The organism is Paenibacillus sp. FSL k6-2145, assembly GCF_037976585.1.
Classification (GTDB): domain Bacteria; phylum Bacillota; class Bacilli; order Paenibacillales; family Paenibacillaceae; genus Paenibacillus.
Genome location: NZ_CP150267.1, coordinates 1684640 through 1707216 on the forward strand (window position 1 = coordinate 1684640; position 22577 = coordinate 1707216).

Below are 22577 nucleotides of genomic sequence, written 5' to 3' on the forward strand. Positions count from 1 at the left end.
GAATTCCTGCTATGTTCCGTTCGACTATAAAAGTTGCTGTTTACTCCCAATCGGTATACAGATCAGTACGGCGGTCACGCCAGGTCGTTACCGATCCACGTTCACGTACCTCATACAGCAAGTCCAAATCCAGATCGGCGGTCACGATCATATCGTTGTTAATCTCACCCTCGGCCAGAATGCCACGTGGCGGAAACGGGATATCATTTGGCGTGATAATTGCAGCCTGTCCATAGTTGGCACGCATGAAGTCAACGGTTGGCAGGTTACCCACTGTTCCGGTTAACACAACATACACCTGATTCTCCACCGCTCGGGCATGACTCGTATAACGCACACGATAGAAACCGTGGCGATCGTCCGTGCAGGAAGGACAGAAAATCACGTCAGCGCCTTTCGCTTTGGCCATCCGTACAATTTCCGGAAATTCAATATCGTAACAGGTCAGCATGGCAATACGGCCTTTATCCGTGTCGAACACCTCAAGTCCATCTCCGGGAGCCATATTCCATTCCTGTACTTCGGTTGGCGTAATGTGAATCTTGTCCTGGCGCACGATGCGACCATCCGGGTAGAACATGTGGGCTGTATTATATAACTTCCCTTCACGGCGAATGACGTGGGTTCCCCCGATGACGTGCATGCCGTACTTGGCAGCAAGCGACGTGAACAGTTGTTCATATTGTTCCGTAAAGTTTGGCAGATCCTCAATCGTCAGTGCATTGCCTTGTTTGTCCCCAATGGACATTAACTGCGTTGTGAAAAATTCCGGGAACAGCACAAATTCGGTTCCGTATTCGCTCGCTGTCCGTATGTAATGCTCAGCCTGAGCGGCGAATTGCTCAAACGAGCTGATTGTGTGCAATTGGTATTGTACAGCGGATACCCGCAGTTTCATGTTCGTACACCTCCACCATAATTATGCTTCCATTGTAACAACGATCCGGGGTCAACAAAAGAGTATTTACACTAGGCACTACAATGACAGAACAACCTTCCGATCTCTTCCTTACTCACCCAGCATCGACTGTGTGAATCCGATCCACTCTCTCGTGGCAAATGAAAGATAACGATCCTTCCGCCAAATCATACCGAGCTGCCATGGAATCACTGGTTCCACCACCGGTATAATGCGCACGCGCATATGGTCCACCTCACGACAGATCGTCTCTGGTAGTAAGGCCACCCCCAGATTGGCGGCAACCATCGCGCTGAGCAGGTCCCACTGGGAGCTCTCATATACCACCCGGGGCTGGAACCCGGCATGCTGACAGGCCACAATGATCCGGTCATGCAACGCAAAATCTTCCCGAAACAGCACAAAGGCGTCGTTTTCCAGTTCATGCAGCGCAACCGACTCTTTCCCCGCAAGTGGATGTGAAGGGTGTACGAGCAGGTTCAGCTTCTCTTTGACAAACACAAAATGATCCAACAGCTCATCCACGGTTGGCAGTACAGCAACGCCAATATCCAGTGCACCACTGATCACATCGGCCTCCACTTTTTTGGCACCATCCTCAAACAGCTGAATGGTCACCTGCGGGTAGGCTTTGTGAAATTCGCCAATGATCATGGGGAAAAAGCTGGACCCCACCATCGGCGGCAACCCAATCCGCAGATGACCTTTCTTCAAATTCATCAGATCGTCCAATTCGGACGACAGACTGCGGAATGATTTTTCAATCTCAAGCGCCTGCCGAAAAAACACATGGCCTGCATCGGTTAGCTCCACCTTTTTGCCATAACGGTCCAGGAGCGTGATCCCTAATTCCTCTTCAAGACTCTTGACCGTCTTGCTGATCGTGGGCTGGGTGATATATAGCACCTCGGCGGCTTTTGTGAAGCTCTGCTGCCGGGCAACTTCCAGAAAATATTGCAAATGGCGGATATCCATCGGTTGATTCCCACCTCTCATAGATAAATGGAATAGTAAACATTCTTAATATGCATTTTACTCATGAAAGAATGCCATGTAAAATTTATGATATCAAACAACGTTTCCATTCATTTTCATAATAACTCAAACGATTACGTTGATTATACAAGGAGGGATTGAAGTGAAAAAATGGGGCCTTGGTATTGCACAGGTTGCGCTCTTAATGGTTTTTTCACTGCTCATGGACCTGCTGGCCCGTACTCTCCATCTTCCTGTACCGGGTTCAATACTCGGTATGGTTGTGTTATTCATTCTGCTTCAGACTCGTGTCGTGAAGCTGCGCTGGATTGAAGTTGGAGCTGCCTGGCTGCTCGGTGAACTATTGTTATTTTTTATCCCGTCAGCCGTTGGCATTATGAACTATATGCCCATGCTGGAGCATGACGGACTGCAGATTTTATTCATCGTACTACTTAGCACATTCCTGGTCATGTCCTGCACAGGCCTGGTTGCTACACGAATCGCGAAACGAAAGGGGCGTCACACCGGATGATTGGATTTCTCTGCCTGCTGTTAACCGTCGGTATCTATGGGGTCGCCAAACGAATGTATCGTAATCTGCCAAAAGTATATCTGTCTCCACTGCTCATTACGCCGCTGCTTGTTGTTGGCATATTGCTTGCAACCGGAACGGATTATACCACGTATAGCAGTGGCGGCAAATGGCTGAGTCTGCTTCTCCAACCGGCCACCGTGGCTTTTGCCGTACCGCTATATACCTTTTTCCATGTACTCAAAAAACATATTTCCGAGATTGTCTTCAGTGTCATGACCGGCTCGGTCGTTGCCGTACTTTCTTCTGCCCTGCTCGCCAAATGGTTGCGCCTAGATTCCGGTCTCATTCATAGTCTGATCCCAAGATCGATTACCACCCCAATTGCCATGAACGTTTCGGCTACCATCGGTGGCATACCCGCAGTGACAGCTGTTTTTGTTATTATGACTGGTCTGCTCGGAGTGATTATGGGACCTTCTATCGTCAAAATGCTGCGCATCGATGGGGAGATTGCACGAGGCACACTGTTTGGAACCGGTGCCCATGGCACAGGGACATCCAAGGCATTTGAACTAAGTTCCCTTACTGGTACCATTTCCAGCATCTCCATGGTGCTCGCTGCATTATTCACTTTAGCCGTTGCCCCCATCCTTTCCAAACTTATTTTCCCATAATAGATGGAATTATCCCACTTTTTTGAAATATTATTGTTGTATTAAAGCCCTTTCTTCCTTACAATAAGGACAGGTTTTAATTGTGAATATTGCGGAGGAGATGCGATGAAAAGAACCGGAATGAAGAGATCTCTGGACCGTCTTGGACGAATTGTCCTTCCCAAAGAAATGCGGGATACGATGGAAATCCATATCGGCGATCCGCTTGAGTTTTTCATTGAAGGGAAAGAGTTGATTTTACGAAAGTACAAATCAACATTATGTATTTTTTGCGGTGATGTAGATACGGAAATGTATTTCAAAGAACAATTCATCTGCCGGACTTGTGCAATTCAATTAAAACACCCGGATGACTCTCCCGACTGGTTCGTACCTCAGAACAAACAGGCTCCTGCACCCGTGGAGCGTCCTGCTTCCAAATCCGCCTCAGTCTCATCTCCCGCTAGGGAAGAAGGGACCACAGCTGACAACCAAGAATACCCGGATTTGCGGCCGAAGACGGCACGCATGCTGCAACAGATGAAAGAAATTGTTGAACAGAATCCCGGTTTGGCTCAACAGCAAATTGCGGAAAAGCTTGGCATCAGCCAAGGACGCGTCTCTCAATTAAAAAAGTTACTATAATCAAAATGGCATTTGATCATTTATAGTCAGAAGACCTTCCAATCCAGGAAGTCCCGCTGCAAGAGAACCCGTTGTTTTTCGTGGGTTCTTCTTTTTTTTATATTAAATCCCATTCAATCATAAAAAAGATGACCTATGCTCATCTGCAGCGGCCATCTCATGATATCGTTTCAAATCTTCTATTCATCTTTCCTTTACGTCTGAATCGCGTCCATCTGGCCTTCTTCTTCCGCTTCCAATCTGCGCATGCCTACCACCAGGACAATAATGTTAGCTACCAACAACACAGCCGGGAACGGAACAGCAGCGTATTGTGCATAGATCAGATGACTTCCCACGGCCCCAATTAGAATGAATGTCAGTATGCCAGAAGCCAGGATGCGAGTCCGTGGAATCAGCAATCCTACTGCACTAAGTAACTCCGCAGCGCCCAGCAGATACATGGTCCATGTCGGATAAGAGAAACTTTCGAATGTCTGAATCATCATGTCTGCCCCACTAATCTTGTTAAACCCTGTCATGACAAACACACCTGCAAGAATAACTAGAAAAATATAACCCAAAATTTTGTTCATATGTAGATCCTCCTGTACAAATTATATGTTCCTACTATGTAATGATTATTTGTGCTGCACATTGTAAAAAAAGAATCTATGTAAAAGTTCCCAAAGGTCACTCTGTTTTCAACCGTTCAGCCGAGTTCAATTTTCAGAATAGTACGCGTTCATATTATACGTATTATTTATCACCAACTTACTTTTGTGAAGTTAGTATATAATAATAATATAATTTCTTCAAGTAATTTTTCGCTGTATGATGTATAATACATACAAAAGGTATGTTACAGTATATTTTGTAGTAACCCTCATTTATATGGATGTCCTATATTCTTAAAGCGGCAGAAACCATGTCCTTTCATATACAACCTGCGAAAAAATAACCATGAATCGAGGTGAATACGTTGAAGCTGAAAAAAGTAAAAGCACCAAGTCCCTGTATGATCACTCAAGCCATAGATATCATAGGCAAGAAGTGGGTACTGTTAATCATGTACCAACTGTTGTCCGGACCCAAGCGGTTTACGGAGCTTGAAGCAGAGATGGCGATCAGTGGACGACTTTTATCGGAGCGATTGAAGGAAATGGAGACGGAAGGTATCGTAACCCGACACATGTTTCCCGAGATACCTCCCCGTGTAGAGTATGAATTGACACCGAAAGGCAGAGCCATTGAACCTGTCATTGATCAGATCTACAGTTGGTCATCCGACTGGTTGAAACAACAGAAATCCGAGTAGTTGAATTGCTGCTCAATAATCTCTACTCAACACAAATACGCCTGAATCAGGCTGATCTGCGGATCATTCCCTGATTCAGGCGTATTTATATTACCTTCAACCTTTTAATGAGAGAGATGTTTTGAAGGCTGAAGCTGTACAGGCAGACCGGAATCTGCCGATGCCAGCGCCGCTGTCGTAATCTCCTGTGTACGGCAGGCATCCGCATAATCGGACAGAATTCGTGAACGGTCTCCCGTACGCAGTGCATGAATGAACGCTTCATTCTCACGCTCGTATGGATTATGTCCTGCCGGAATCTCCAGACCTGCCATCGCATGTTTTGCGGCACTTGGCAGAAGCAAACGTTCTGGCGTCCAATCCCACACACCTGCATCCGTGTAGAACTGGAGCCCAGCGCCGCCCTCTCCGTCTGGCAACAGACATGTATTGGCGATACTGGCAATCGCTCCACTTTCCAGCTTGAGCGTCACATTCGCCACATCAGCAACGGTCACATGCTCATGCTTCTCATGCATGCTTCGCTGAGCTGCTACAGCATATACCTCCGTAACTTCTCCTGCACAATACCGAAGCAAGTCTACAATATGTGTAGTTTGCTCTACGAATTGTCCTCCTGAACCGTCCTGACGCCGCCACCAGGCGACCCCTGGCATTCCGCCCATCCAGCGGCCAAGTGCCATGCCGACCGTCTGTTCTTTCATCGACTGCTGCAGGACCTGCGCGGCCTCCTGATAACGGAAATGGTATCCTACAGAGGTTAACAATCCGCTCTTTTGCACCTGATCCAACACCTGACGCGGAACATCCATTCCGGTGCTCAAAGGTTTCTCCACCAGGAATGGAATACCACGGCGGATTAATTCGGACTCAATCGATCCGTGAGACATCGGAGGCACACAGATATACACCGCATCCAGCTTCTCACCATCCAGCATATGTTCAAGTTCCCCGTAACCAACAGCATCATAAACGGAGGCCATAGCCTCTGCCTTTTCGAGCGATGTTCCACAGACACTCGCAACACGAACACCTTCCATCCGTGCGAGAATATCCGCGTGTACCTTACTGAACCAGCCTGTTCCAATGATTCCGATCTGTAATGTCATGGATGTAATCCCCTCTCTATGTTACACGCTTACATGTTCCATTCGACTCTCGATCTTGAAATCCTGCCTCAGATTTTGCCGGATGCTTCCAGCAACAGCTGATCCAGTTCCTGTGTATGTTTAACCTCTTCCTCTTCAGACCAGTTCAAACGACCTGCCATATACGAGATAACCGTTGCTTTATAGCGACGAACTTCATCAATACGGAAGAATAAATCACCTGTTCTTCGTACCAAAAAATCAGACGGAGTTACAGCCATCTCTTCATCAATCGCGTAACTTAACATCAACAGTAGCTCCTGTGGCATGCCATGAAGCTCGGACTTGGTGCGTGGATCGGGCATTCGCTCATATAGTGCCTCCACATTGGAACCATACGTGCGGACCAGTCGCTCCGCAGCAGGTCGAGCAAGTCCCAAGGCAACACCATCCTTGATCTTGCGCTCCGCATACGATACAAATCCAGCCGATCCCCCTACATCACCGCCGGAGATGGGCATCTTCTTCGTTACACAAGGGCCTATGGAATGCCCACTCTCCTGCTCCATCTGGCGTGCGACCAGATCAACGACCATCTCGGCCATTTTACGGTATCCGGTTAATTTGCCCCCGGCAATCGTAATCAGATTGGATTCGGATACCCAGACTTCATCTTTACGTGAAATTTCGGAAGGATTCTTGCCTTCCTCATGGATTAGTGGACGTACACCCGCCCATCCGGATTCCACATCCTCGGTACCAATCCGTACATCTGGAAACATGCCATTGACTGCATTAATGACATAATCACGGTCGGAGTCGGAAATTTGGGGGTGTGCAGGATCGTCCTGATATACGGTGTCGGTTGTCCCCACATAGGTTTTGCCATCACGCGGGACAGCAAACACCATTCGACCATCTGGTGTATCAAAATAAACCGCCTGTCTTAGCGGGAATCGTTTACCATCAAAGACCAAATGAATGCCTTTGGTCATCTGTAGCGTTTTCCCCTGGCGCGAACCATCCAATTCCCGCAGACCGTCCACCCATGGACCGGAAGCGTTGATCACCTTGCTTGCTTTTAGCGTATAGGTCTGCCCATCGATCTGATCAATAGCTTCAATACCTGTAATCTTGCCATTCTCCTTCAGGAAACCTTTCGCCTTAACGTAGTTCACTGCCTGTACCCCACGTTTGACAGCTTCTTTCATGACTTCAATGGTGAGCCTGGCATCGTCTGTCCGGTACTCCACATAGAGCCCACCACCTAACAGTCCCTGCTTGCGTAGTAAAGGTTCACTATCTGACACCGCTCCAGCATTCAACATTTGGCGCCGTTCACTGCGCTTCACCCCGGCGAGCCGATCATACACCATCAGTCCAATGGACGTGCTGAAGCGGCCGAACGTACCTGCCGTATAGATCGGTAGCAACATCGGTTCTGGCGTGGTCACATGTGGCCCATTCTCGTAGACTACAGCCCGCTCCCGTCCTACCTCAGCAACCATCTTCACTTCATATTGCTTCAAATAACGCAATCCGCCATGGACAAGTTTGGTCGATCGACTGGATGTACCTGCTGCGAAATCCTGCATTTCTACAAGTGCTGTCTTCATTCCACGGGAAGCCGCGTCCAATGCAATCCCTGCGCCTGTAATCCCACCACCAATAATTAATACGTCAAAATGTACATTCGCCATGTTTTGCAAATATTCGGTCCGGTGTGCTGACGAGAACGTTTCTGTCATTCTTGAACCTCCTATTGATTTTCTCAATTTTTCCGTAAAAAAAACAAAAAAAGGACCACGTCATTCGCTCAGCAATTGCTGAGCGGCACGTGGTCCCTCCCGATCTCCAGACATCATTTTTTAACTTGTGCCTTTATCCTATCACAGATTTTTGACGGCGTGAAGTCCTGAAATGACACATTATTCAAAAAAAATTCAAAAAGTTGTTCTGCCAAAGGATGGAATTTCAAATGAATCCACTAAACTTATTTTTTTCCTTATAGTGGATATATATTTTACCTTCTCCAGGAAGAATAACCCTGTAAATCATGCATCATTTTCCACCAGTAAATATCATTTATAACATATGTTTAGTTAAAAAGTACAAATACCCACCCAAGAAATATTCATTTCATTCCTCTTATTTAGCATTTTTCATAATTCGAATCATTCCGCTCACGGGTACAAAAGTTGGACAGGAAGAAGCATCCTGATCCAACCAGTGTATAGACGAACAAAATCATTTCGATCTATATTTTGCTGATTTGAAGACGCTCAGGTGATTTATGCAAAATGCTTATTTAAAAGCCATTGCTGCGTTCACTGCACGCTTCCAGCCTGCATACAGTTCTATTCGTTGTTGCTCAGCCATAACAGGCTGGAAGACACGCTCCGTATTTTCATGATCGGTCAATTCATCCGCACTCGTCCAATATCCAACCGCTAATCCTGCCAGATAAGCCGCACCCAATGCAGTTGTTTCATTCACCGTTGGGCGTTCGACAGGAATGCCCAGAATATCACTCTGGAACTGCATGAGAAAATCATTGGCCGCCGCTCCTCCATCTACACGCAGAGCATGCACAGGAATACCCGAGTCGGATTCCATTGCCTCCAGTACATCTTTGGTCTGATACGCCAACGCCTCAAGCGTAGCACGGATAAAGTGTTCCTTCGTCGTGCCTCGTGTCAGACCAAACACCGCACCCTTAACTTCACTATCCCAATACGGACTGCCCAGTCCCACAAATGCAGGTACCATATAAACGCCGTCTGTCGAAGGCACACGTGAGGCGTAATCCTCGCTATCTTTTGAAGAGCGAAGCATCCTTAATCCGTCACGCAGCCACTGAACCGCTGAACCTGCAACAAAAATGCTGCCTTCGAGCGCATATTCAACCTTGCCATTCATCCCCCAGGCAATCGTTGTAATCAGTCCATGATTGGATTGTACCGGGGTCTCTCCCGTATTCATAAGCATAAAACAACCGGTACCATATGTATTTTTCATGCTACCCTTGGTGTAACACCCCTGACCAAACATCGCTGCCTGTTGATCTCCTGCCGCTCCCGCAATCGGAATCCGATGACCGAAGAAATGATAATCTGTCGTGTGTGCATACACCTCGGATGAACCTCGTACTTCTGGCAGCATGGCCTTAGGAATGTCGAGGATATCCAACAATTCGTCATCCCATTGCAGATCATAGATGTTATAGATTAGGGTACGTGAGGCATTAGATATATCCGTGACATGTGTCCCCCCGCTCAGTTTCCAGATCAGCCAGCTATCAATCGTGCCAAACAGCACTTCACCCTTCTCTGCCCGCTCCCGGGCACCAGGGACATGATCCAGAATCCACTTCACCTTTGTTCCCGAGAAGTAGGGATCGATTAATAATCCTGTTTTCCGGCGGAAAAGGTCCCCGAGACCCTGCGTCTTCAATTCTTCACAGATATCTGCGGTCTGTCTGGATTGCCATACCACTGCATTATAGATGGGTCTGCCTGTTTCTTTGTCCCATACCACAACCGTCTCCCGCTGATTGGTAATTCCAATTCCAGCAATCTGAACAGGTTTGATTCCGCTCTCTGCCAGACATGAAGCCATCACGGCAAGAATGGAACTCCAGATTTCGTTGGCGTTCTGCTCTACCCAGCCCGGTTTGGGGAAATATTGAGGGAATTCCTGCTGTGCAATGTGCACAATCTCTCCGCCACGGTTAAACAGAATAGCTCGGGAGCTTGTCGTTCCCTGATCCAGAGCCAATATATATTTTTCCATACAGCCAACCTCCTGTTGTGGGTTCTTTTTACGGTGTAAGCGATTTCTCGAAGTGTCGAATCAGATCTGCGTTGGATGTGGTCACTGCCGTAGCCCCGACGCCAAGCGCAAGTTCGACCTCTTCCGGTGAACGGATCAATCCCCCCGCAATAATGGGTATCCCTGTACGCACAGATACTTCCGCAATAATATGCGGAATGACGCCAGGTAATACTTCAATATAATCCGGTTGGGTTTTGGCCAGCAACAGATAACTTTTCTCCAGCGCATGGGTATCCAGCAGAAAAATACGTTGAATCGCTGTAATGCCTTTCTGCTTTGCCTTCTGAATGACACTCGCACGCGTAGAGATCAGTCCTGCCGGGCGAATGTGCTGACACAGATACTCTGCCGCATACTCATCGTTTTTTAAACCCTGAACCAAATCTGCATGCAAAAGTATCTTCTTGTCATACCGCCGCGCCTCGTCCATTACACTCTGAAGCTGTGCAATATGGGTTTCCAGCATCACCCCATAGGTATAAGGGCCTTCAATCATCGCTTCAAACTGCTTCATGCTCTTTGCAGCCGGCAATATACGTTGTCCCTCAAATGGCACCTTGGTTCCTCCCGCATTCATCAGATGACTATATTGTATAATCCGCACTGTGGGAACGGCAAGCCATTCCATGAATCGGGAAAACCTGATCGCTACCCTGTTCTCCATACCAAAAAGCCGCTGCTGTACTTCTCCATAACGGAGAGTACCACAACGACTAATCAACTAATCGATTACGTCTATTAATAATAATTAAGCCTGCGCATGCGGAAGCAACGTCTCTGCCCCAGCCCAGCCATCACTTTCCGCCAAGTGACCGGAACGATTCACTTTCGTTTGCAGATACTTCTCGTTAAAAGCAGAACGATCTCCCCACAGCGGAACACGTCCGCCCACATTTAATCCCGCTTCCTGCAAGGCAGCCAGCTTCCGTGGATTGTTGGTGATCAAGGTAACCGGTGCGGTGCGAAGTGCACGCAACACAGCAATCGCATCGTCATAATTACGAGCATCGTCTGTGAATCCAAGCTGCAAGTTTGCATCTACCGTATCCAGACCTTCTTCTTGCAAAATGTACGCCATGGCTTTGCTGAACAGACCAATGCCACGTCCCTCATGGTTCGCAAGATAGAACAGTGCACCCGCTCCGTGAGCGGCGATCATTTTCATGGATTGCTCCAATTGGAAGCCGCAATCACAGCGTTTGCTGCCAAAGATGTCGCCTGTATGACAGATGCTATGCATCCGGATCAGCGCTTCTTGTGCTTCAGCAAAGTCACCATACACCAGAACACTGGATTGTTGACGCTCTGCCAGTTCAGCAGCAGCAAGAGATTCGATTAACTCGCCGCTCTCCATCGCTTTGTCCGATTTCATCCAGCTGTACCACTGGAATGTCTTGGTCTCCCCATCGAGGTTAACCGGAAGCTTGATTGGTCCCACCAGGTATATGAACTCTTTTCCACTCGGAAAAGTCTGAATTTTGGGGGCAAGCAGTTGAATAATATGTGAATTGATCATTGTCGTTCCTCCTGTTTAGGCCAACTTGTATGTTGATTGATTCGCATCCAGAGCGAAATTGGATCACTTGGATGTTATATAGTACGTATCTATATTATTCTCATCATCATTAGTTACTTTATGTAAGTTAGTTTAGAATAAAAATTATAAAGTGTCAAGTAACTTTTATTTTTAAAGTAACTACTAAAATTATGTTACGCAACGGACACAAATATGTGTTTCATTTTAGGAATATTGGGTATGAGTTTATAAACTGCTCATACACTAATGTTGTAGTCCAAAGCACTTCATGCCTCGAACTTAACGATGAGGGGGTAATACACATGATCCGCCGGAAAAGAACATGCTGGACAGCCATACTGATGGTCTGCGTCCTGCTCATAAGCGGATGCTCCATCTGGCCCGGACAGGACGATTCAGCGAACAACAAAAAGGTAGCGCTTACATTATGGTACTGGAATCGTTCCATCGATGATAAGTTGCTTGCCAGGGCTAAGGAAAAATTCCCCAATATCGAACTGACAGCTCAGAAAATCGGCGGTGATTTTAAAGCAAAGCTCAAAACAACACTCGCTGCACGCTCAGGTGAACCAGACATTGTCGCATTGAACGACTGGATCATGGAGCTTTTCCCCAGTGAGGACCGTTTCTATAATCTGTATGATCTCGGTGCAGGAGATATTGAAGACCAATATCTGCCGTGGAAATGGAAGCAAGGAGTTACGCCAAGCGGACAGATGATTGGTTTCCCGATGGATACGGGACCAACAGCCCTCTTCTACCGAGAAGATCTGTTCAAAGAGGCCGGATTGCCATCTGATCCCGAAGACGTTACACGCCAGATCAACAGCTGGGATGCATATGCTGCTGCCGGAGAACAGCTCAAGGAGAAATTCGGAGGCAAGGTTTTTCTAACCGACAATATTGCAACCGTTTACAACCAAGTCATATCGCAGTCTGCTGAGCGTTACTTCCGGCCGGACGGGTCCTTTATCGGCATGGATTCCGCTACTGTGGGCAAGAGCTGGGATACGGCCGTTGCTTTTAAAGAAAAGGGACTGCTTGCCAATGCAGATGGCTGGACTCCAGGCTGGAACGCCGCGATGAATAATGGTGAAATCGCCTCTTTCGTAGGTGCTGTCTGGATGAAACAAGTGCTTCAGGAAGCCGCTCCGGACACCTCCGGGAAATGGCGGGTCGCTCGGGCACCAGGGGGAGATGGCAACAACGGGGGATCATTCCTGTCCATCCTGAAGTCAAGTGAACATCCTCAGGAAGCCTTCGAACTGGTTCGCTGGCTGCAAAGTCCCGAAAATCAACTGGAGCAATACCAAACATTGAACCTGTTCCCTTCTGCACCAGGTGTGTTTGATGATCCTGCCATGAAAGAAAAAGAACCTTTCTTCGGTGGACAGGCGACAGGGCCTGTATTTGCCGAATCGGCACAGGAGGTGCCGGATGCTTTCTTTGGCGAACGATACCCATCCGTACACAACATTATCACCCGGCGGCTGAATGATGTCGCGAAGCAAAATGCCGATCCACAGCAGGTCTGGACGGATACGGTACACCGCGTCGAGCGGGAATTGCAGCGTTAACCTGAAGAACGTGTGGTTTCGTTATCCGCAAAGGAGGAATTCATATGGCTGTAACTGAACCTCGTCTTACTCCCGATCCCGGAAATGCAAGACCTGATCTGGATCGGCAGAAGTCACTATGGGCGAGAATGTGGGAGCATCGTGCACTCTATGTTGCGATATCGCCGTTTTATATTCTGTTTGCGGTATTTGGGCTGTTCCCAATCGGGTTCTCACTCTATCTGGCTTTTCATAAATGGGATGGCATCGGTGTCATGACGTTTAACGGACTCAACAATTTCAAATACATGCTGACTGATGCCGAGTTCTGGCAAGCCGTGAGCAACACGTTCATGATCTGGATCTATTCGACGATTCCAATGCTCTTCTTCGCCCTGATTATTGCCTTTTTGCTGCATGCACCATTTGTGAAGTTCCGTACCCTGTTTCGGGTCGGTTATTTCCTGCCAAACGTCACGTCCATCGTAGCGGTAGCCATTATCTTCGGTGCCTTATTTGCCAACAATTATGGCTTTCTCAATTATCTGTTGCAGTCGGTCGGGCTACCGGTTGTGGAGTGGCTTAATGCACCATGGGGCATTAAAGTCGCAATCTCCTCCATGGTTGTCTGGCGCTGGACCGGATATAACGCCGTCATCTACCTGGCCGGACTTCAGAGTATCCCGCAGACATTATACGAAGCGGCCAAGATTGACGGCGCATCAGCGATACAGTCCTTTTTCCGAATTACAATTCCGATGCTGCGTCCTGTGATCCTGTTCACGGTCATTACATCAACGATCGGGGGTATGCAGCTGTTCACCGAGCCTCAAGTATTGGTAGGTAATGATGGCGGCGCTGGTGCAGCAGGCATGACAATTGTATTGTACCTCTACCGTGAATCCTTCATTAACAATTATTTCGGATATGGCGCTGCCGTTGGTTGGGGCATGTTCCTCATTATCGCCCTGTTCTCGATTGTGAACTGGAAGCTTGTTCAAGGCAAATCATCCTGATGTGACAAGGGGGAGCGCTTATGGCGTCCAAACACCTCAAATCGCTGGTGTTGTATACCGGTCTTATCGGGGGCATGCTCATATCCATGTTCCCGTTCTATTGGCTGATTGTAATGTCCACCCGGACAACGTCCGATATCTACAAGTTCCCACCTCAGCTCTGGTTCGGGGGTGAACTATGGAATAATATTACGCGCGTATTGCAGCAGATTGATTTCTGGGGCGCCTTTCTGAATACGCTGTTTGTGTCGGGCCTTGTGACCATACTTGTACTGTTTTTTGATTCACTGGCGGGGTTTGCGTTTGCGAAGTTCGAATTTCCCGGCAAAAAGTGGCTCTTCATCTTGCTGCTCGCTACCATGATGGTGCCTTCCCAGCTGTCGCTGGTGCCTTCCTTCGTACTCATGGCCACGTTCGGTTGGGTTGGTTCCTTCAAAGCCCTCATTATTCCGGGCATGGTGAACGCCTTCGGTATCTTCTGGATTCGTCAGTATGCCACGGAGTCGATTCCGAACGATCTGCTGGATGCGGGTCGCATCGATGGCTGTAATTTCTTCCGACTCTATTGGAACGTGGCGCTGCCAATTCTGCGACCTGCCTTTGCTTTCCTTGGCGCGTTCACCTTTATCGGCGTATGGAATGATTATCTGTGGCCGTTGATCGTCCTGACGGATGAACGCAAATACACGTTGCAGATTGCATTGTCTCAATTAAACGGGCTGTATAACACAGACTATGCGATGGTCATCGCAGGTACGTTGCTTGCTGTCATTCCGCTCATCGTGATGTTCCTGTTCATCAGCCGTCAGTTTATTTCGGATATTGCCGCAGGGGCGGTGAAGGACTAGGGTTCTGCATTTTGATCCATCCCTCAAGTCTGATATTCTTATCTATAGATGAAATAACAGATGCCATATAAGTTGGATGAATAGCGCCACGTGCGCAAAGGGGACAGAAAGGGCCTGAAGAAATGGAATGTTCGCATTTATAACCAAATTTCTCCCTTTGAAGAGGGAATCAAGAAATTTGGGGATAACGGCGAGCGGAAGGCTTTCTGTACCCGAAGTGTGAACGTGTAACAGCATTCATTCACTTATATATTCAAGAAAGAGGGATGACAAAATGGCTTCTTCACCCTATATGATCGGCGTAGATATCGGCACGACCTCCACCAAGGCCGTCTTGTTCGAACAGAACGGAACCATTGTGGCACAAGGCAGTGCCGATTATCCGCTGCACACCCCCACACCTGCGATTGCGGAGCAGGATGCGGAAGATATTTTCAAAGCAGTCATTACATCGGTTAAACAGGCCACTTCCAAAGCGGGAGTGAAGCCAGAGGACATCCTGTTTGTATCCTTCAGTTCGGCCATGCACAGCATTCTGCCTGTCGATCAACACGGCACACCGCTGATGCGGGCCATGACATGGGCAGATAATCGCAGTGCCGAGTGGACCGAAGTACTCAAATCCGAGATGAATGGTCACGAAATCTATCTGAGAACAGGTACGCCGATTCATCCGATGTCCCCACTCACCAAGATCATGTGGCTCACCCGGGATCAACCAGAACTTTTCAGACAGACGTACAAATTCATATCCATGAAAGAATATGTCTTCTATAAATTATTTTCTGAATACGTCATTGATCACTCCATGGCCTCCGCCACCGGACTCATGAATCTGGAGAAACTCGACTGGGATGCAGAAGCGCTGCATGTGGCAGGCATTACGCCGGAACACCTGTCCCGATTGGTTCCAACCACACATGTGCTGAAACATGGATTGCACCCGGAGTACGCCAAGGAGATGGGCATTGCGGTCACCACACCGTTTGTGATCGGTGCAAGTGATGGTGTGCTTTCCAATCTGGGCGTGAACGCCATTGATCCGGGCGTCGTGGCCGTGACCATTGGTACCAGTGGAGCGATTCGTACAGTCGTAGATAAACCGGTGACCGATCCAAAAGGACGTTTCTTCTGTTATGCGCTCACAGAGGACGCCTGGGTGATTGGTGGACCGGTGAACAATGGCGGTGTTATTTTCCGCTGGATTCGGGACGAGTTTGCGGCTTCCGAGGTGGAAACGGCGAAAAGACTTGGCATCGATCCATATGAAGTGCTCACTCGTGTCGCGGAAAACGTACCTCCGGGTTCGGAAGGTCTCTTGTTCCATCCGTACATGACAGGTGAGCGGGCTCCGCTCTGGAATGCGAACGCCCGCGGCTCGTTCTTCGGCCTGACGCTACATCATAAGAAGGAACATATGATTCGCGCTGCGCTCGAAGGTGTATTGTTTAACCTCTACACGGTCATGCTCGCGATTGAAGAAAAGATCGGTCGTCCGAAAAAAATCCAGGCGACAGGCGGCTTCGCCCGCTCTGAGTTGTGGCGCCAGATGATGGCCGATATTTTCGATCAGGATGTCATCATTCCCGAAAGTATCGAAAGCTCCTGCCTCGGTGCAGCCGTACTGGGCTTGTACGCCCTTGGCCGCATCGATTCCCTGATTGCCGTCTCCGGCATGATCGGATCAACGCACCGGCACCAACCAGACCCGGACAGTGTCCGTGTCTACCGTGAACTGCTGCCCATCTTCATCCGCATCTCCCGCAAATTCGAAGAAGAGTATGCGGATATCGCTGCTTTTCAGAATAAGACGATGCAGGGGTAGAGAAGTCGTGGGATGGCATACAGGATGACGGAGGATGGGACGGTTTAGGCTCTGAGCTTTTGAGGGTTGGAAATTTGAGGGTTAAACGTCTGGAATGTTACACGGTGGAGGGTCAAAACGTTGAACATGGAATGGTCTAACGAATCGTAGACGTCTTATATGATGTTTATAACATGTTTTCAAAATCTAACGAACCTGAGACACCTTATATCGGATTTTAGCCGCGGAAAACTGCCCCAAAGTTAGAATAACCGGAAAATAGCGTCTCAGCGATTCGTTAGAATCTGACTTATGCAGATTTTTGGCCAATAGCGCGTCTCTGGTTCGTTAGAATTGACCGACCACCGTCACCAACATGTAGTAATCCCCCTCTGCTAAGCTCGTCTGGCTCAGAATAACCTGCGGCTCTAGCGAATACATCTTATGCACGTTCATAAGGACCGTCCCGACATGTTTAAAACATGCGGGACGGTCTTTTTCATGTACAGTTTTTGTGTACCGATCTACCTGTAGAAACAGTGCTACCAGAGTGATGAAGCCCTCGTTCTCAGCGCCTTTCAAATCACCTAAATATTCCACCAAAAAAAGCCCCACAGCTTGATAGACTGTAGAGCTTCATTTCCTAACCATTGCATTATTACTTATTCACACTGCGCTATTACTGATTATACTTGCTGAACGCATTCTGATCGGCCTGTACATTCTCCAGATACACAATCTGCCCCGCATCATTTACACGCGCGATATCAATGCCTGCTTTGGCATATACCGTTCCGTCTGCCGCTTGTCCGCATACTGCCCAGTTCGTTTGGTAGCTGCCGTCAGGCTGTTGCACCCAACCGTCCCACATATGTTTTACATCCTTATTGTACTCGTAAAAAGCTTTCATAAAACCATCGAACCCTGATCTGCTGCTGCCGTTAAGCACAATCTCTGCGTCCGGTGTGAACAGGGACAATAAGTCCTGCATCGCGCGCTCATCTGTGCGTGAAGCATCAAATAAACGGAAATAGTTGTTCAACATCGTAGTTGTATTTGTGGTACTTATAGTACTCATTCATATTCCTCCTAGAATAAAAAACCGTTTTCCAATCTTTCAGTTCGAATATTTTCGAACTAACTGAAAAGAAATTTATCATACTTCTTATACTGCCTGCAAGAAATATATAAGTTGAGACCGACTTTTACACTAACACGGAGAGTGCAGAACCAATCTGAAGAAGCGAAGCGTGCGCATTTATCACCGGATTTTTCCCTTGGACCAAGGGAATAAAGAAAATCTGGGGATAAGAGCGATCGAAAGATGGTACTGCAATCGGAGTAAACAAGTGTAATAGTTACAGTTCAACTTCTATAGTTCGATTTTTTTCAAACATTGAAAGAGAAAGCCGAATATGCTAACGTCATAGATATGAGAACTCCAACGATACCTATGGCTTCGGAATTGAAACTGACCACGGTCTGCAATGCATTGGGTGATCCGATCCGCATGAAAATTGCACACTGTCTAGCCAGCTCTGGCGAGAAAAACTGTTCCGCCTTCGAAGTAGACCATATTTCCAAATCCACGTTGTCCCATCACATCAAAATTTTACGTGAAGCTGGCGTGATCCAGCCGCGCATTGAAGGTAAACAGCACTTTTATTCCCTACGAAAGGAAGAACTAAACGCACGTTTTCCAGGCCTCGTCGACATGATTCTGAATACAACCGAGGAATACGTACATTAAAGTAAGCAGGTTTGAGATTGAAGAACTACTTTCATCATGATCGCAAAAAGGAGGCTAACCATATGGACAAAAAAGCGGCAAAGATATTGCTGAGCACCTTCTGGGGAGGTGGAGGCTGGAAAACAACCTCTCTACCCTTCTCCGGGGAGGAATTTGATTATGCCAAAAGCAAAGGTGTTATGTTCGATCCACTCACGATCACGCATGACGAGATAGTCCAGCGCCTATACGACATGCATCAGGATGACTCGCTCAAGGAGCGGGTCATGTCGGCCTTTTTACATAGTCTGTCCACCAAAAAAGTCTACCTGCGTAGCGCATTATCCAGCTGGGCTTTAACATCGAATATGCCTTTGCATACCTATGCGGAACGCCCTGCCCTTCACCCTAACACCAGTGCCTGTGGGGATTGTAACTTCCTGCGTTTGCAGTCAGACAAGGAATATTCCAATGTCGACTTAAACGTCCTTAATTTTGAACGGATCAAGTGGGGGGGCGTTCGTCATGGCTGGCTTATCTATTGCCTGATGGATCTGGAATTACTGCTTCAGGACAACGATACAAACTATGAAGTAACTCCTGAAGACCAAGCCATCCTGATCAACCTGCTTGAAGCAGCTCAGACGGAAGACCCCAAAGACAGTGCTCGCTCACTTGAGAAAAAGTGGAAGGATCTCTTCCCTTCCAGCAAACAGGAGCGAGATGCCCTGCTGGAAATCTGGGCTGCAGCCGGCATATTGGTTCCTGGAGTTAAACCGAGAAAACGCAAAGGTGGTTCCAGTGATTTCATCTTTGCGGCGACCTGGCAAGGTGATGATGGATATCATGCAGAAGCCGTAAAACATTATTTCGGCTCCTATCTTCCTCAAATGTGATCAAACCTGAACTTTTGCTCACCTTTGCGTACGTCTGGTTACAATAATGACATCGACAGATTTCCTGTTTAACTCGTATAATAAGGGGAAATTGGTAGATGGGAGTGAAACAAGCGAGTTTATGGTATACATACTGGCTTTTATAGTGTCTTTTGCTGTCGTGGTTCTGCTTATTCCGCCGCTTGGTCGATTGGCTCACCGGCTCGATTTTGTGGACAAGCCCCGGGAAGATGTGGAGCGTAAGCTGCACAGGCAACCGATCCCGCTCACGGCGAGTTACGCGATATTTACTGGATTTTTCCTGACATACATTGCTCTGACCAAAGAAATCACATGGGAAACAGCGGCTCTGGTCGCTGGTGGTATGCTTTTGCTAACGATTGGTACCGTCGACGACTGGTACAAAACAAAAGGCAAAGATTTTCCTGCCCTGCCCAAAATGCTCGTACAAGTCTCTGCGGCAGTACTCGTGTTTGCTTCTGGCATTGCGTTCACTGGATTCGTGAATCCCTTCAACGCGGAATATGTCATGCTTCCAATCTGGCTGCAATTCATTCTCACGATCCTCTGGATCTTTGGGGTGACAACAGTCATCAACTTCTCGGACGGCATGGACGGACTGGCTGGCGGATTATCAGCTATCTCGGCGATCACACTGTTCATTGTGGCGCTTGCCAAAGGTCAAACTGATTCCGCACTCATGTCGATCATTCTGGTCGGTGTGACGATTGGTTATCTGAAGTACAACAAAGCTCCTGCCAAAGTGTTCATGGGTGATGCAGGCGCAACGTTCCTTGGCTTCATTTTGGCGGTTATCGCTCTGGATGGTGCATTCAAACAAGCAACCATGTTGTCCATCTTCATTCCGATTTTGGCGCTGGGTGTACCGATCTTCGACAACATCTTTGTCGTTATCAAACGTTTCATTCAAGGTAAAGCAATCTATCAGGCCGACGCGAGTCAAGCGCACTATCGACTGCTGCGTGCCGGATTGAATCACAAACAGGTTGTTGCTGTCCTCTATCTGGTTAGTACCTGCCTGTGTCTGTCTTCCATTATATTGATGCTGGTAGAGATGTAAGTATCCGCAACAAAAGCGGTCATATCGGAATGTAAAAAGAGACGAGTCCAAGATTCCTTGGCTCGTCTCTTTTTTATGCTTATATGGTTAAGTGCTCATTACGCACTCATTCGGTGTCATTCGCTAAATTGATAATTCATGTATATCAGTTCAGTTCGACCATCTGGACTGGTATGCAAAATCCACACGTCTGGAACCGCAGGCGCTCACAGACTCTCACACTTATCTGGAAGCTACGGGTGGCAACGGTTGTTCTTGTTGCTGCCGACCTGTCCATCCCGGCCGATCAAGTTCAATGAGACGGCGGTATCGCTCTTCCCCAGCCAGCAATTGTTCGTGAGAACCCTGCATGGCAATCTTTCCATTTTCCATAAAAATAAGTTCGTCCATCTGTTCCGCACCAATCAGGTGATGGGTAACCCAGATCATCGTTTTGCCTTGCAAACTATCCAGAATGGTCCGCATAAGCTCGCGTTCAGTCACAGGATCAAGCCCAACGGTTGGTTCATCCAATATAATAACAGGTGTCTCCCGGAGCAGTACCCGGGCCAGTGCAATTCGTTGTCTTTCCCCACCGGAGAAACGCAGACCTGTCTCCAGCATCGGCGTATCATACCCCTGCGGTAAAGATTCGATCAGACCGGATAACCCTACTTGCGCGGCCACCTGACGAATCTCCTCATTCGTTGCATGTGGACGACCAATCCGCAAATTATTGGCTACCGTGGTGTCGAACAGGTGAGGACTCTGATTCAGCACCGCGACAACATCAGTGACACTCTCACCCAAGGTCTGCACAGACATATTATTGATCAGAACTTTCCCCGCAGACGGAATTAATGCCCCCTGAATCAGCTTCAACAATGTCGATTTCCCGCCGCCGCTTCGTCCAAGAATAGCTAATCGTTTGCCTTGTGGCAGATGAAGGGATACATCCTGTACGGCATAAGTATCATCAGATGCATAGCGGTAACTAACGTGATTGATCTCGATGTCTGCTCTGAGTTTGGGTGGAATGCGAAGACGAATTCGTCTGTCCGGGATATCATTCGCAGATGGCAAGGACTCGGATGGCTGTCCAGCCATCACGTTGCCGTTTTTTACTACAGAGATCGATTCGCCCGTTCCATCCGCATCACCGGCTCCATTCTGCAACGGAAGATTATCTTTCCCTTCGAGCTGCTTCAAGCGATCCAGTGATTCCCGGTACTGTGGAAGATGCTCCACAGCATCCCCTACTGGCAGAAGTGATTCCGTGAGCGGAAATAACACCAGCACAAAAGCAGCAATCATTACGGAAGGTAATTGTCCGACAGAAGCGGCGTTTCCAGCCCATAACGTAACCGATACTACCATCAGGCCAATGACACACTGGGCCATCAGATCACGCCAGCGTGTCCAGCGCCGCAACTTGCGGCGAACCGCGTCGACCTGTTCTTCCGCCTCTTCCTGCTGCAGAACAAATTCCGCTGCTCGTCCACTTGCAAGCCAATCTCCCAGTCCAAGCACACCGTCAGTCAGACGGGTATACAACCTGCTGTTTTCCTTTTTCAGCCGCACACGCCATTTCCACGTCACTTTCAGCGAGATCGCAGGTAGCGCGGCAACGAGAAATAACATATACAAGCCCATCCACACCGCAAATCCCAGATCCACACTGCCAAAAGCACTCACAGCTGCACCGTACATCACAAGCGCGGTAACGGCAGGAAACACGGTACGCAGATAGATATCTTGCAACCGCTCCACATCATCGGCAAGTGCTCCGAGTACATCTCCTGTCTGCATACGAGAGCGCAGGAACAGGGCCTGTGGCTCCAGAATGCGATATAGCTTCACCCGTTGATCAGCCAACACACGCAGTACGGCATCATGTCCTGCCAATCGTTCGATATATCGAAACACGGCGCGGAATATCCCAAATGCACGTACCCCAACAATAGGTACATACACCATCAGAATATTTTCAGGACGCAGCGCAGACTTGGAGATCAGAAATCCGGAGGTAAACAGCAACAATACCGCACACAAGGCAGCACAAGTGCCTAGCGCAATGACTGCAAGGAATCTCCAGCGGTACTGTGCCACATACGGAGCAATCCAGCTATTTTTTTCTTTTCCGTTACGGACGGTCTCCATATGCTCATATCCGGACTTCATT

General features: G+C 48.1%; 21 protein-coding genes. 11 read left to right on the forward strand and 10 right to left on the reverse strand.

What is annotated here, in order from left to right:
* Positions 1-40: 40 nt before the first annotated feature.
* Both NZ043_RS07395 and NZ043_RS07400 read right to left on the reverse strand, forming a co-directional pair.
* Positions 41-898: a carbon-nitrogen hydrolase family protein gene (locus NZ043_RS07395; RefSeq protein ID WP_091035930.1), complete on the reverse strand. Its 858-nt coding sequence runs from the start codon at positions 896-898 to the stop codon at positions 41-43.
* 111 nt (positions 899-1009) lie between these two features.
* A complete protein-coding gene (locus NZ043_RS07400) occupies positions 1010-1894 on the reverse strand; it encodes a LysR family transcriptional regulator (protein ID WP_047840818.1) in 885 nt (294 codons plus the stop codon).
* Positions 1895-2057: 163 nt separating this feature from the next.
* On the opposite strand from NZ043_RS07400, the gene NZ043_RS07405 reads away from it, so the two are divergent.
* The 3 genes from NZ043_RS07405 to NZ043_RS07415 all read left to right on the forward strand — a co-directional run bounded on the left by NZ043_RS07405 (position 2058) and on the right by NZ043_RS07415 (position 3730).
* Positions 2058-2429, forward strand: a complete 372-nt coding sequence (locus NZ043_RS07405; protein ID WP_307541481.1) for a CidA/LrgA family holin-like protein — start codon at positions 2058-2060, stop codon at positions 2427-2429.
* The gene (locus NZ043_RS07410; RefSeq protein ID WP_091035927.1) at positions 2426-3106 is read left to right on the forward strand and encodes an LrgB family protein; all 681 of its coding nucleotides are present in this window, start codon (positions 2426-2428) and stop codon (positions 3104-3106) included. The genes NZ043_RS07405 and NZ043_RS07410 overlap by 4 nt, the downstream gene beginning before the upstream one ends.
* 105 nt (positions 3107-3211) lie before the next feature.
* Complete coding sequence (locus tag NZ043_RS07415; RefSeq protein ID WP_076209663.1) at positions 3212-3730, forward strand: AbrB/MazE/SpoVT family DNA-binding domain-containing protein; 519 nt, start codon at positions 3212-3214, stop codon at positions 3728-3730.
* A 194-nt stretch (positions 3731-3924) separates the two neighbouring features.
* Here the strand turns inward: NZ043_RS07415 and NZ043_RS07420 are convergent, their stop codons facing one another.
* Positions 3925-4305 (reverse strand): DoxX family protein, encoded by a 381-nt coding sequence (locus NZ043_RS07420; protein WP_339311253.1) that lies wholly within the window; start codon positions 4303-4305, stop codon positions 3925-3927.
* Between the two features lie 422 nt (positions 4306-4727).
* Between NZ043_RS07420 and NZ043_RS07425 the strand changes: the two genes are divergently transcribed.
* A complete protein-coding gene (locus NZ043_RS07425) occupies positions 4728-5027 on the forward strand; it encodes a helix-turn-helix domain-containing protein (protein ID WP_026081419.1) in 300 nt (99 codons plus the stop codon).
* Positions 5028-5131: 104 nt separating this feature from the next.
* On the opposite strand, the gene NZ043_RS07430 is transcribed toward NZ043_RS07425, so the two are convergent.
* The 5 genes from NZ043_RS07430 to NZ043_RS07450 all read right to left on the reverse strand — a co-directional run bounded on the left by NZ043_RS07430 (position 5132) and on the right by NZ043_RS07450 (position 11465).
* Positions 5132-6136 (reverse strand): Gfo/Idh/MocA family oxidoreductase, encoded by a 1005-nt coding sequence (locus tag NZ043_RS07430; protein ID WP_047840822.1) that lies wholly within the window; start codon positions 6134-6136, stop codon positions 5132-5134.
* A 68-nt stretch (positions 6137-6204) separates the two neighbouring features.
* Entirely contained in the window at positions 6205-7863 is a 1659-nt protein-coding gene (locus NZ043_RS07435; RefSeq protein WP_339311256.1) for an FAD-dependent oxidoreductase, read from the reverse strand.
* A 556-nt stretch (positions 7864-8419) separates the two neighbouring features.
* Entirely contained in the window at positions 8420-9907 is a 1488-nt protein-coding gene (gene glpK, locus NZ043_RS07440) for a glycerol kinase GlpK (RefSeq protein ID WP_339311258.1), read from the reverse strand.
* Between the two features lie 28 nt (positions 9908-9935).
* Positions 9936-10505 carry a glycerol-3-phosphate responsive antiterminator gene (locus NZ043_RS07445; protein ID WP_026081418.1) on the reverse strand — a complete coding sequence of 190 codons (570 nt, stop codon included), beginning with the start codon at positions 10503-10505 and terminating at the stop codon, positions 9936-9938.
* 192 nt (positions 10506-10697) lie between these two features.
* The gene (locus NZ043_RS07450; RefSeq protein ID WP_091035917.1) at positions 10698-11465 is read right to left on the reverse strand and encodes a GTP cyclohydrolase II; all 768 of its coding nucleotides are present in this window, start codon (positions 11463-11465) and stop codon (positions 10698-10700) included.
* A 362-nt stretch (positions 11466-11827) separates the two neighbouring features.
* Here NZ043_RS07450 and NZ043_RS07455 point away from each other — a divergent pair, with 362 nt between their 5' ends.
* The 4 genes from NZ043_RS07455 (at position 11828) to gntK (ending at position 16731) form a co-directional block, all read left to right on the forward strand.
* A complete protein-coding gene (locus NZ043_RS07455) occupies positions 11828-13063 on the forward strand; it encodes an ABC transporter substrate-binding protein (protein ID WP_339312680.1) in 1236 nt (411 codons plus the stop codon).
* Between the two features lie 128 nt (positions 13064-13191).
* Positions 13192-14058 (forward strand): sugar ABC transporter permease, encoded by an 867-nt coding sequence (locus tag NZ043_RS07460; RefSeq protein WP_339312682.1) that lies wholly within the window; start codon positions 13192-13194, stop codon positions 14056-14058.
* Between the two features lie 20 nt (positions 14059-14078).
* Positions 14079-14906 carry a carbohydrate ABC transporter permease gene (locus tag NZ043_RS07465; protein WP_091035913.1) on the forward strand — a complete coding sequence of 276 codons (828 nt, stop codon included), beginning with the start codon at positions 14079-14081 and terminating at the stop codon, positions 14904-14906.
* 274 nt (positions 14907-15180) lie between these two features.
* Positions 15181-16731, forward strand: a complete 1551-nt coding sequence (gntK, locus tag NZ043_RS07470; protein WP_339311261.1) for a gluconokinase — start codon at positions 15181-15183, stop codon at positions 16729-16731.
* A 658-nt stretch (positions 16732-17389) separates the two neighbouring features.
* On the opposite strand, the gene NZ043_RS07475 is transcribed toward gntK, so the two are convergent.
* Positions 17390-17788, reverse strand: coding sequence for a nuclear transport factor 2 family protein (locus NZ043_RS07475; protein WP_339311263.1), 399 nt, complete (start codon positions 17786-17788; stop codon positions 17390-17392).
* 375 nt (positions 17789-18163) lie between these two features.
* Here NZ043_RS07475 and NZ043_RS07480 point away from each other — a divergent pair, with 375 nt between their 5' ends.
* From NZ043_RS07480 to NZ043_RS07490, 3 genes are all read left to right on the forward strand, one after another.
* The gene (locus NZ043_RS07480; protein ID WP_339311265.1) at positions 18164-18460 is read left to right on the forward strand and encodes a metalloregulator ArsR/SmtB family transcription factor; all 297 of its coding nucleotides are present in this window, start codon (positions 18164-18166) and stop codon (positions 18458-18460) included.
* A 62-nt stretch (positions 18461-18522) separates the two neighbouring features.
* On the forward strand, positions 18523-19335 hold the full coding sequence (locus tag NZ043_RS07485) for a hypothetical protein (RefSeq protein ID WP_339311267.1): 813 nt from the start codon (positions 18523-18525) through the stop codon (positions 19333-19335).
* A gap of 121 nt (positions 19336-19456) precedes the next feature.
* Positions 19457-20416 carry an MraY family glycosyltransferase gene (locus tag NZ043_RS07490; RefSeq protein WP_062836785.1) on the forward strand — a complete coding sequence of 320 codons (960 nt, stop codon included), beginning with the start codon at positions 19457-19459 and terminating at the stop codon, positions 20414-20416.
* Between the two features lie 222 nt (positions 20417-20638).
* Here the strand turns inward: NZ043_RS07490 and cydC are convergent, their stop codons facing one another.
* On the reverse strand, positions 20639-22576 hold the full coding sequence (gene cydC / locus NZ043_RS07495) for a thiol reductant ABC exporter subunit CydC (RefSeq protein WP_339311269.1): 1938 nt from the start codon (positions 22574-22576) through the stop codon (positions 20639-20641).
* Position 22577: the final 1 nt, after the last annotated feature.

Coding starts and splice junctions, on each gene's coding strand:
- NZ043_RS07395 (WP_091035930.1), bottom strand. CDS start 898: ATGAAACTGCGGGTATCCGCTGTACAATACCAATTGCACACAATCAGC.
- NZ043_RS07400 (WP_047840818.1), bottom strand. CDS start 1,894: ATGGATATCCGCCATTTGCAATATTTTCTGGAAGTTGCCCGGCAGCAG.
- NZ043_RS07410 (WP_091035927.1), top strand. CDS start 2,426: ATGATTGGATTTCTCTGCCTGCTGTTAACCGTCGGTATCTATGGGGTC.
- NZ043_RS07415 (WP_076209663.1), top strand. CDS start 3,212: ATGAAAAGAACCGGAATGAAGAGATCTCTGGACCGTCTTGGACGAATT.
- NZ043_RS07420 (WP_339311253.1), bottom strand. CDS start 4,305: ATGAACAAAATTTTGGGTTATATTTTTCTAGTTATTCTTGCAGGTGTG.
- NZ043_RS07425 (WP_026081419.1), top strand. CDS start 4,728: ATGATCACTCAAGCCATAGATATCATAGGCAAGAAGTGGGTACTGTTA.
- NZ043_RS07430 (WP_047840822.1), bottom strand. CDS start 6,136: ATGACATTACAGATCGGAATCATTGGAACAGGCTGGTTCAGTAAGGTA.
- NZ043_RS07435 (WP_339311256.1), bottom strand. CDS start 7,863: ATGACAGAAACGTTCTCGTCAGCACACCGGACCGAATATTTGCAAAAC.
- glpK (WP_339311258.1), bottom strand. CDS start 9,907: ATGGAAAAATATATATTGGCTCTGGATCAGGGAACGACAAGCTCCCGA.
- NZ043_RS07450 (WP_091035917.1), bottom strand. CDS start 11,465: ATGATCAATTCACATATTATTCAACTGCTTGCCCCCAAAATTCAGACT.
- NZ043_RS07455 (WP_339312680.1), top strand. CDS start 11,828: ATGGTCTGCGTCCTGCTCATAAGCGGATGCTCCATCTGGCCCGGACAG.
- NZ043_RS07460 (WP_339312682.1), top strand. CDS start 13,192: ATGTGGGAGCATCGTGCACTCTATGTTGCGATATCGCCGTTTTATATT.
- NZ043_RS07465 (WP_091035913.1), top strand. CDS start 14,079: ATGGCGTCCAAACACCTCAAATCGCTGGTGTTGTATACCGGTCTTATC.
- gntK (WP_339311261.1), top strand. CDS start 15,181: ATGGCTTCTTCACCCTATATGATCGGCGTAGATATCGGCACGACCTCC.
- NZ043_RS07475 (WP_339311263.1), bottom strand. CDS start 17,788: ATGAGTACTATAAGTACCACAAATACAACTACGATGTTGAACAACTAT.
- NZ043_RS07480 (WP_339311265.1), top strand. CDS start 18,164: ATGGCTTCGGAATTGAAACTGACCACGGTCTGCAATGCATTGGGTGAT.
- NZ043_RS07485 (WP_339311267.1), top strand. CDS start 18,523: ATGGACAAAAAAGCGGCAAAGATATTGCTGAGCACCTTCTGGGGAGGT.
- NZ043_RS07490 (WP_062836785.1), top strand. CDS start 19,457: ATGGTATACATACTGGCTTTTATAGTGTCTTTTGCTGTCGTGGTTCTG.
- cydC (WP_339311269.1), bottom strand. CDS start 22,576: ATGAAGTCCGGATATGAGCATATGGAGACCGTCCGTAACGGAAAAGAA.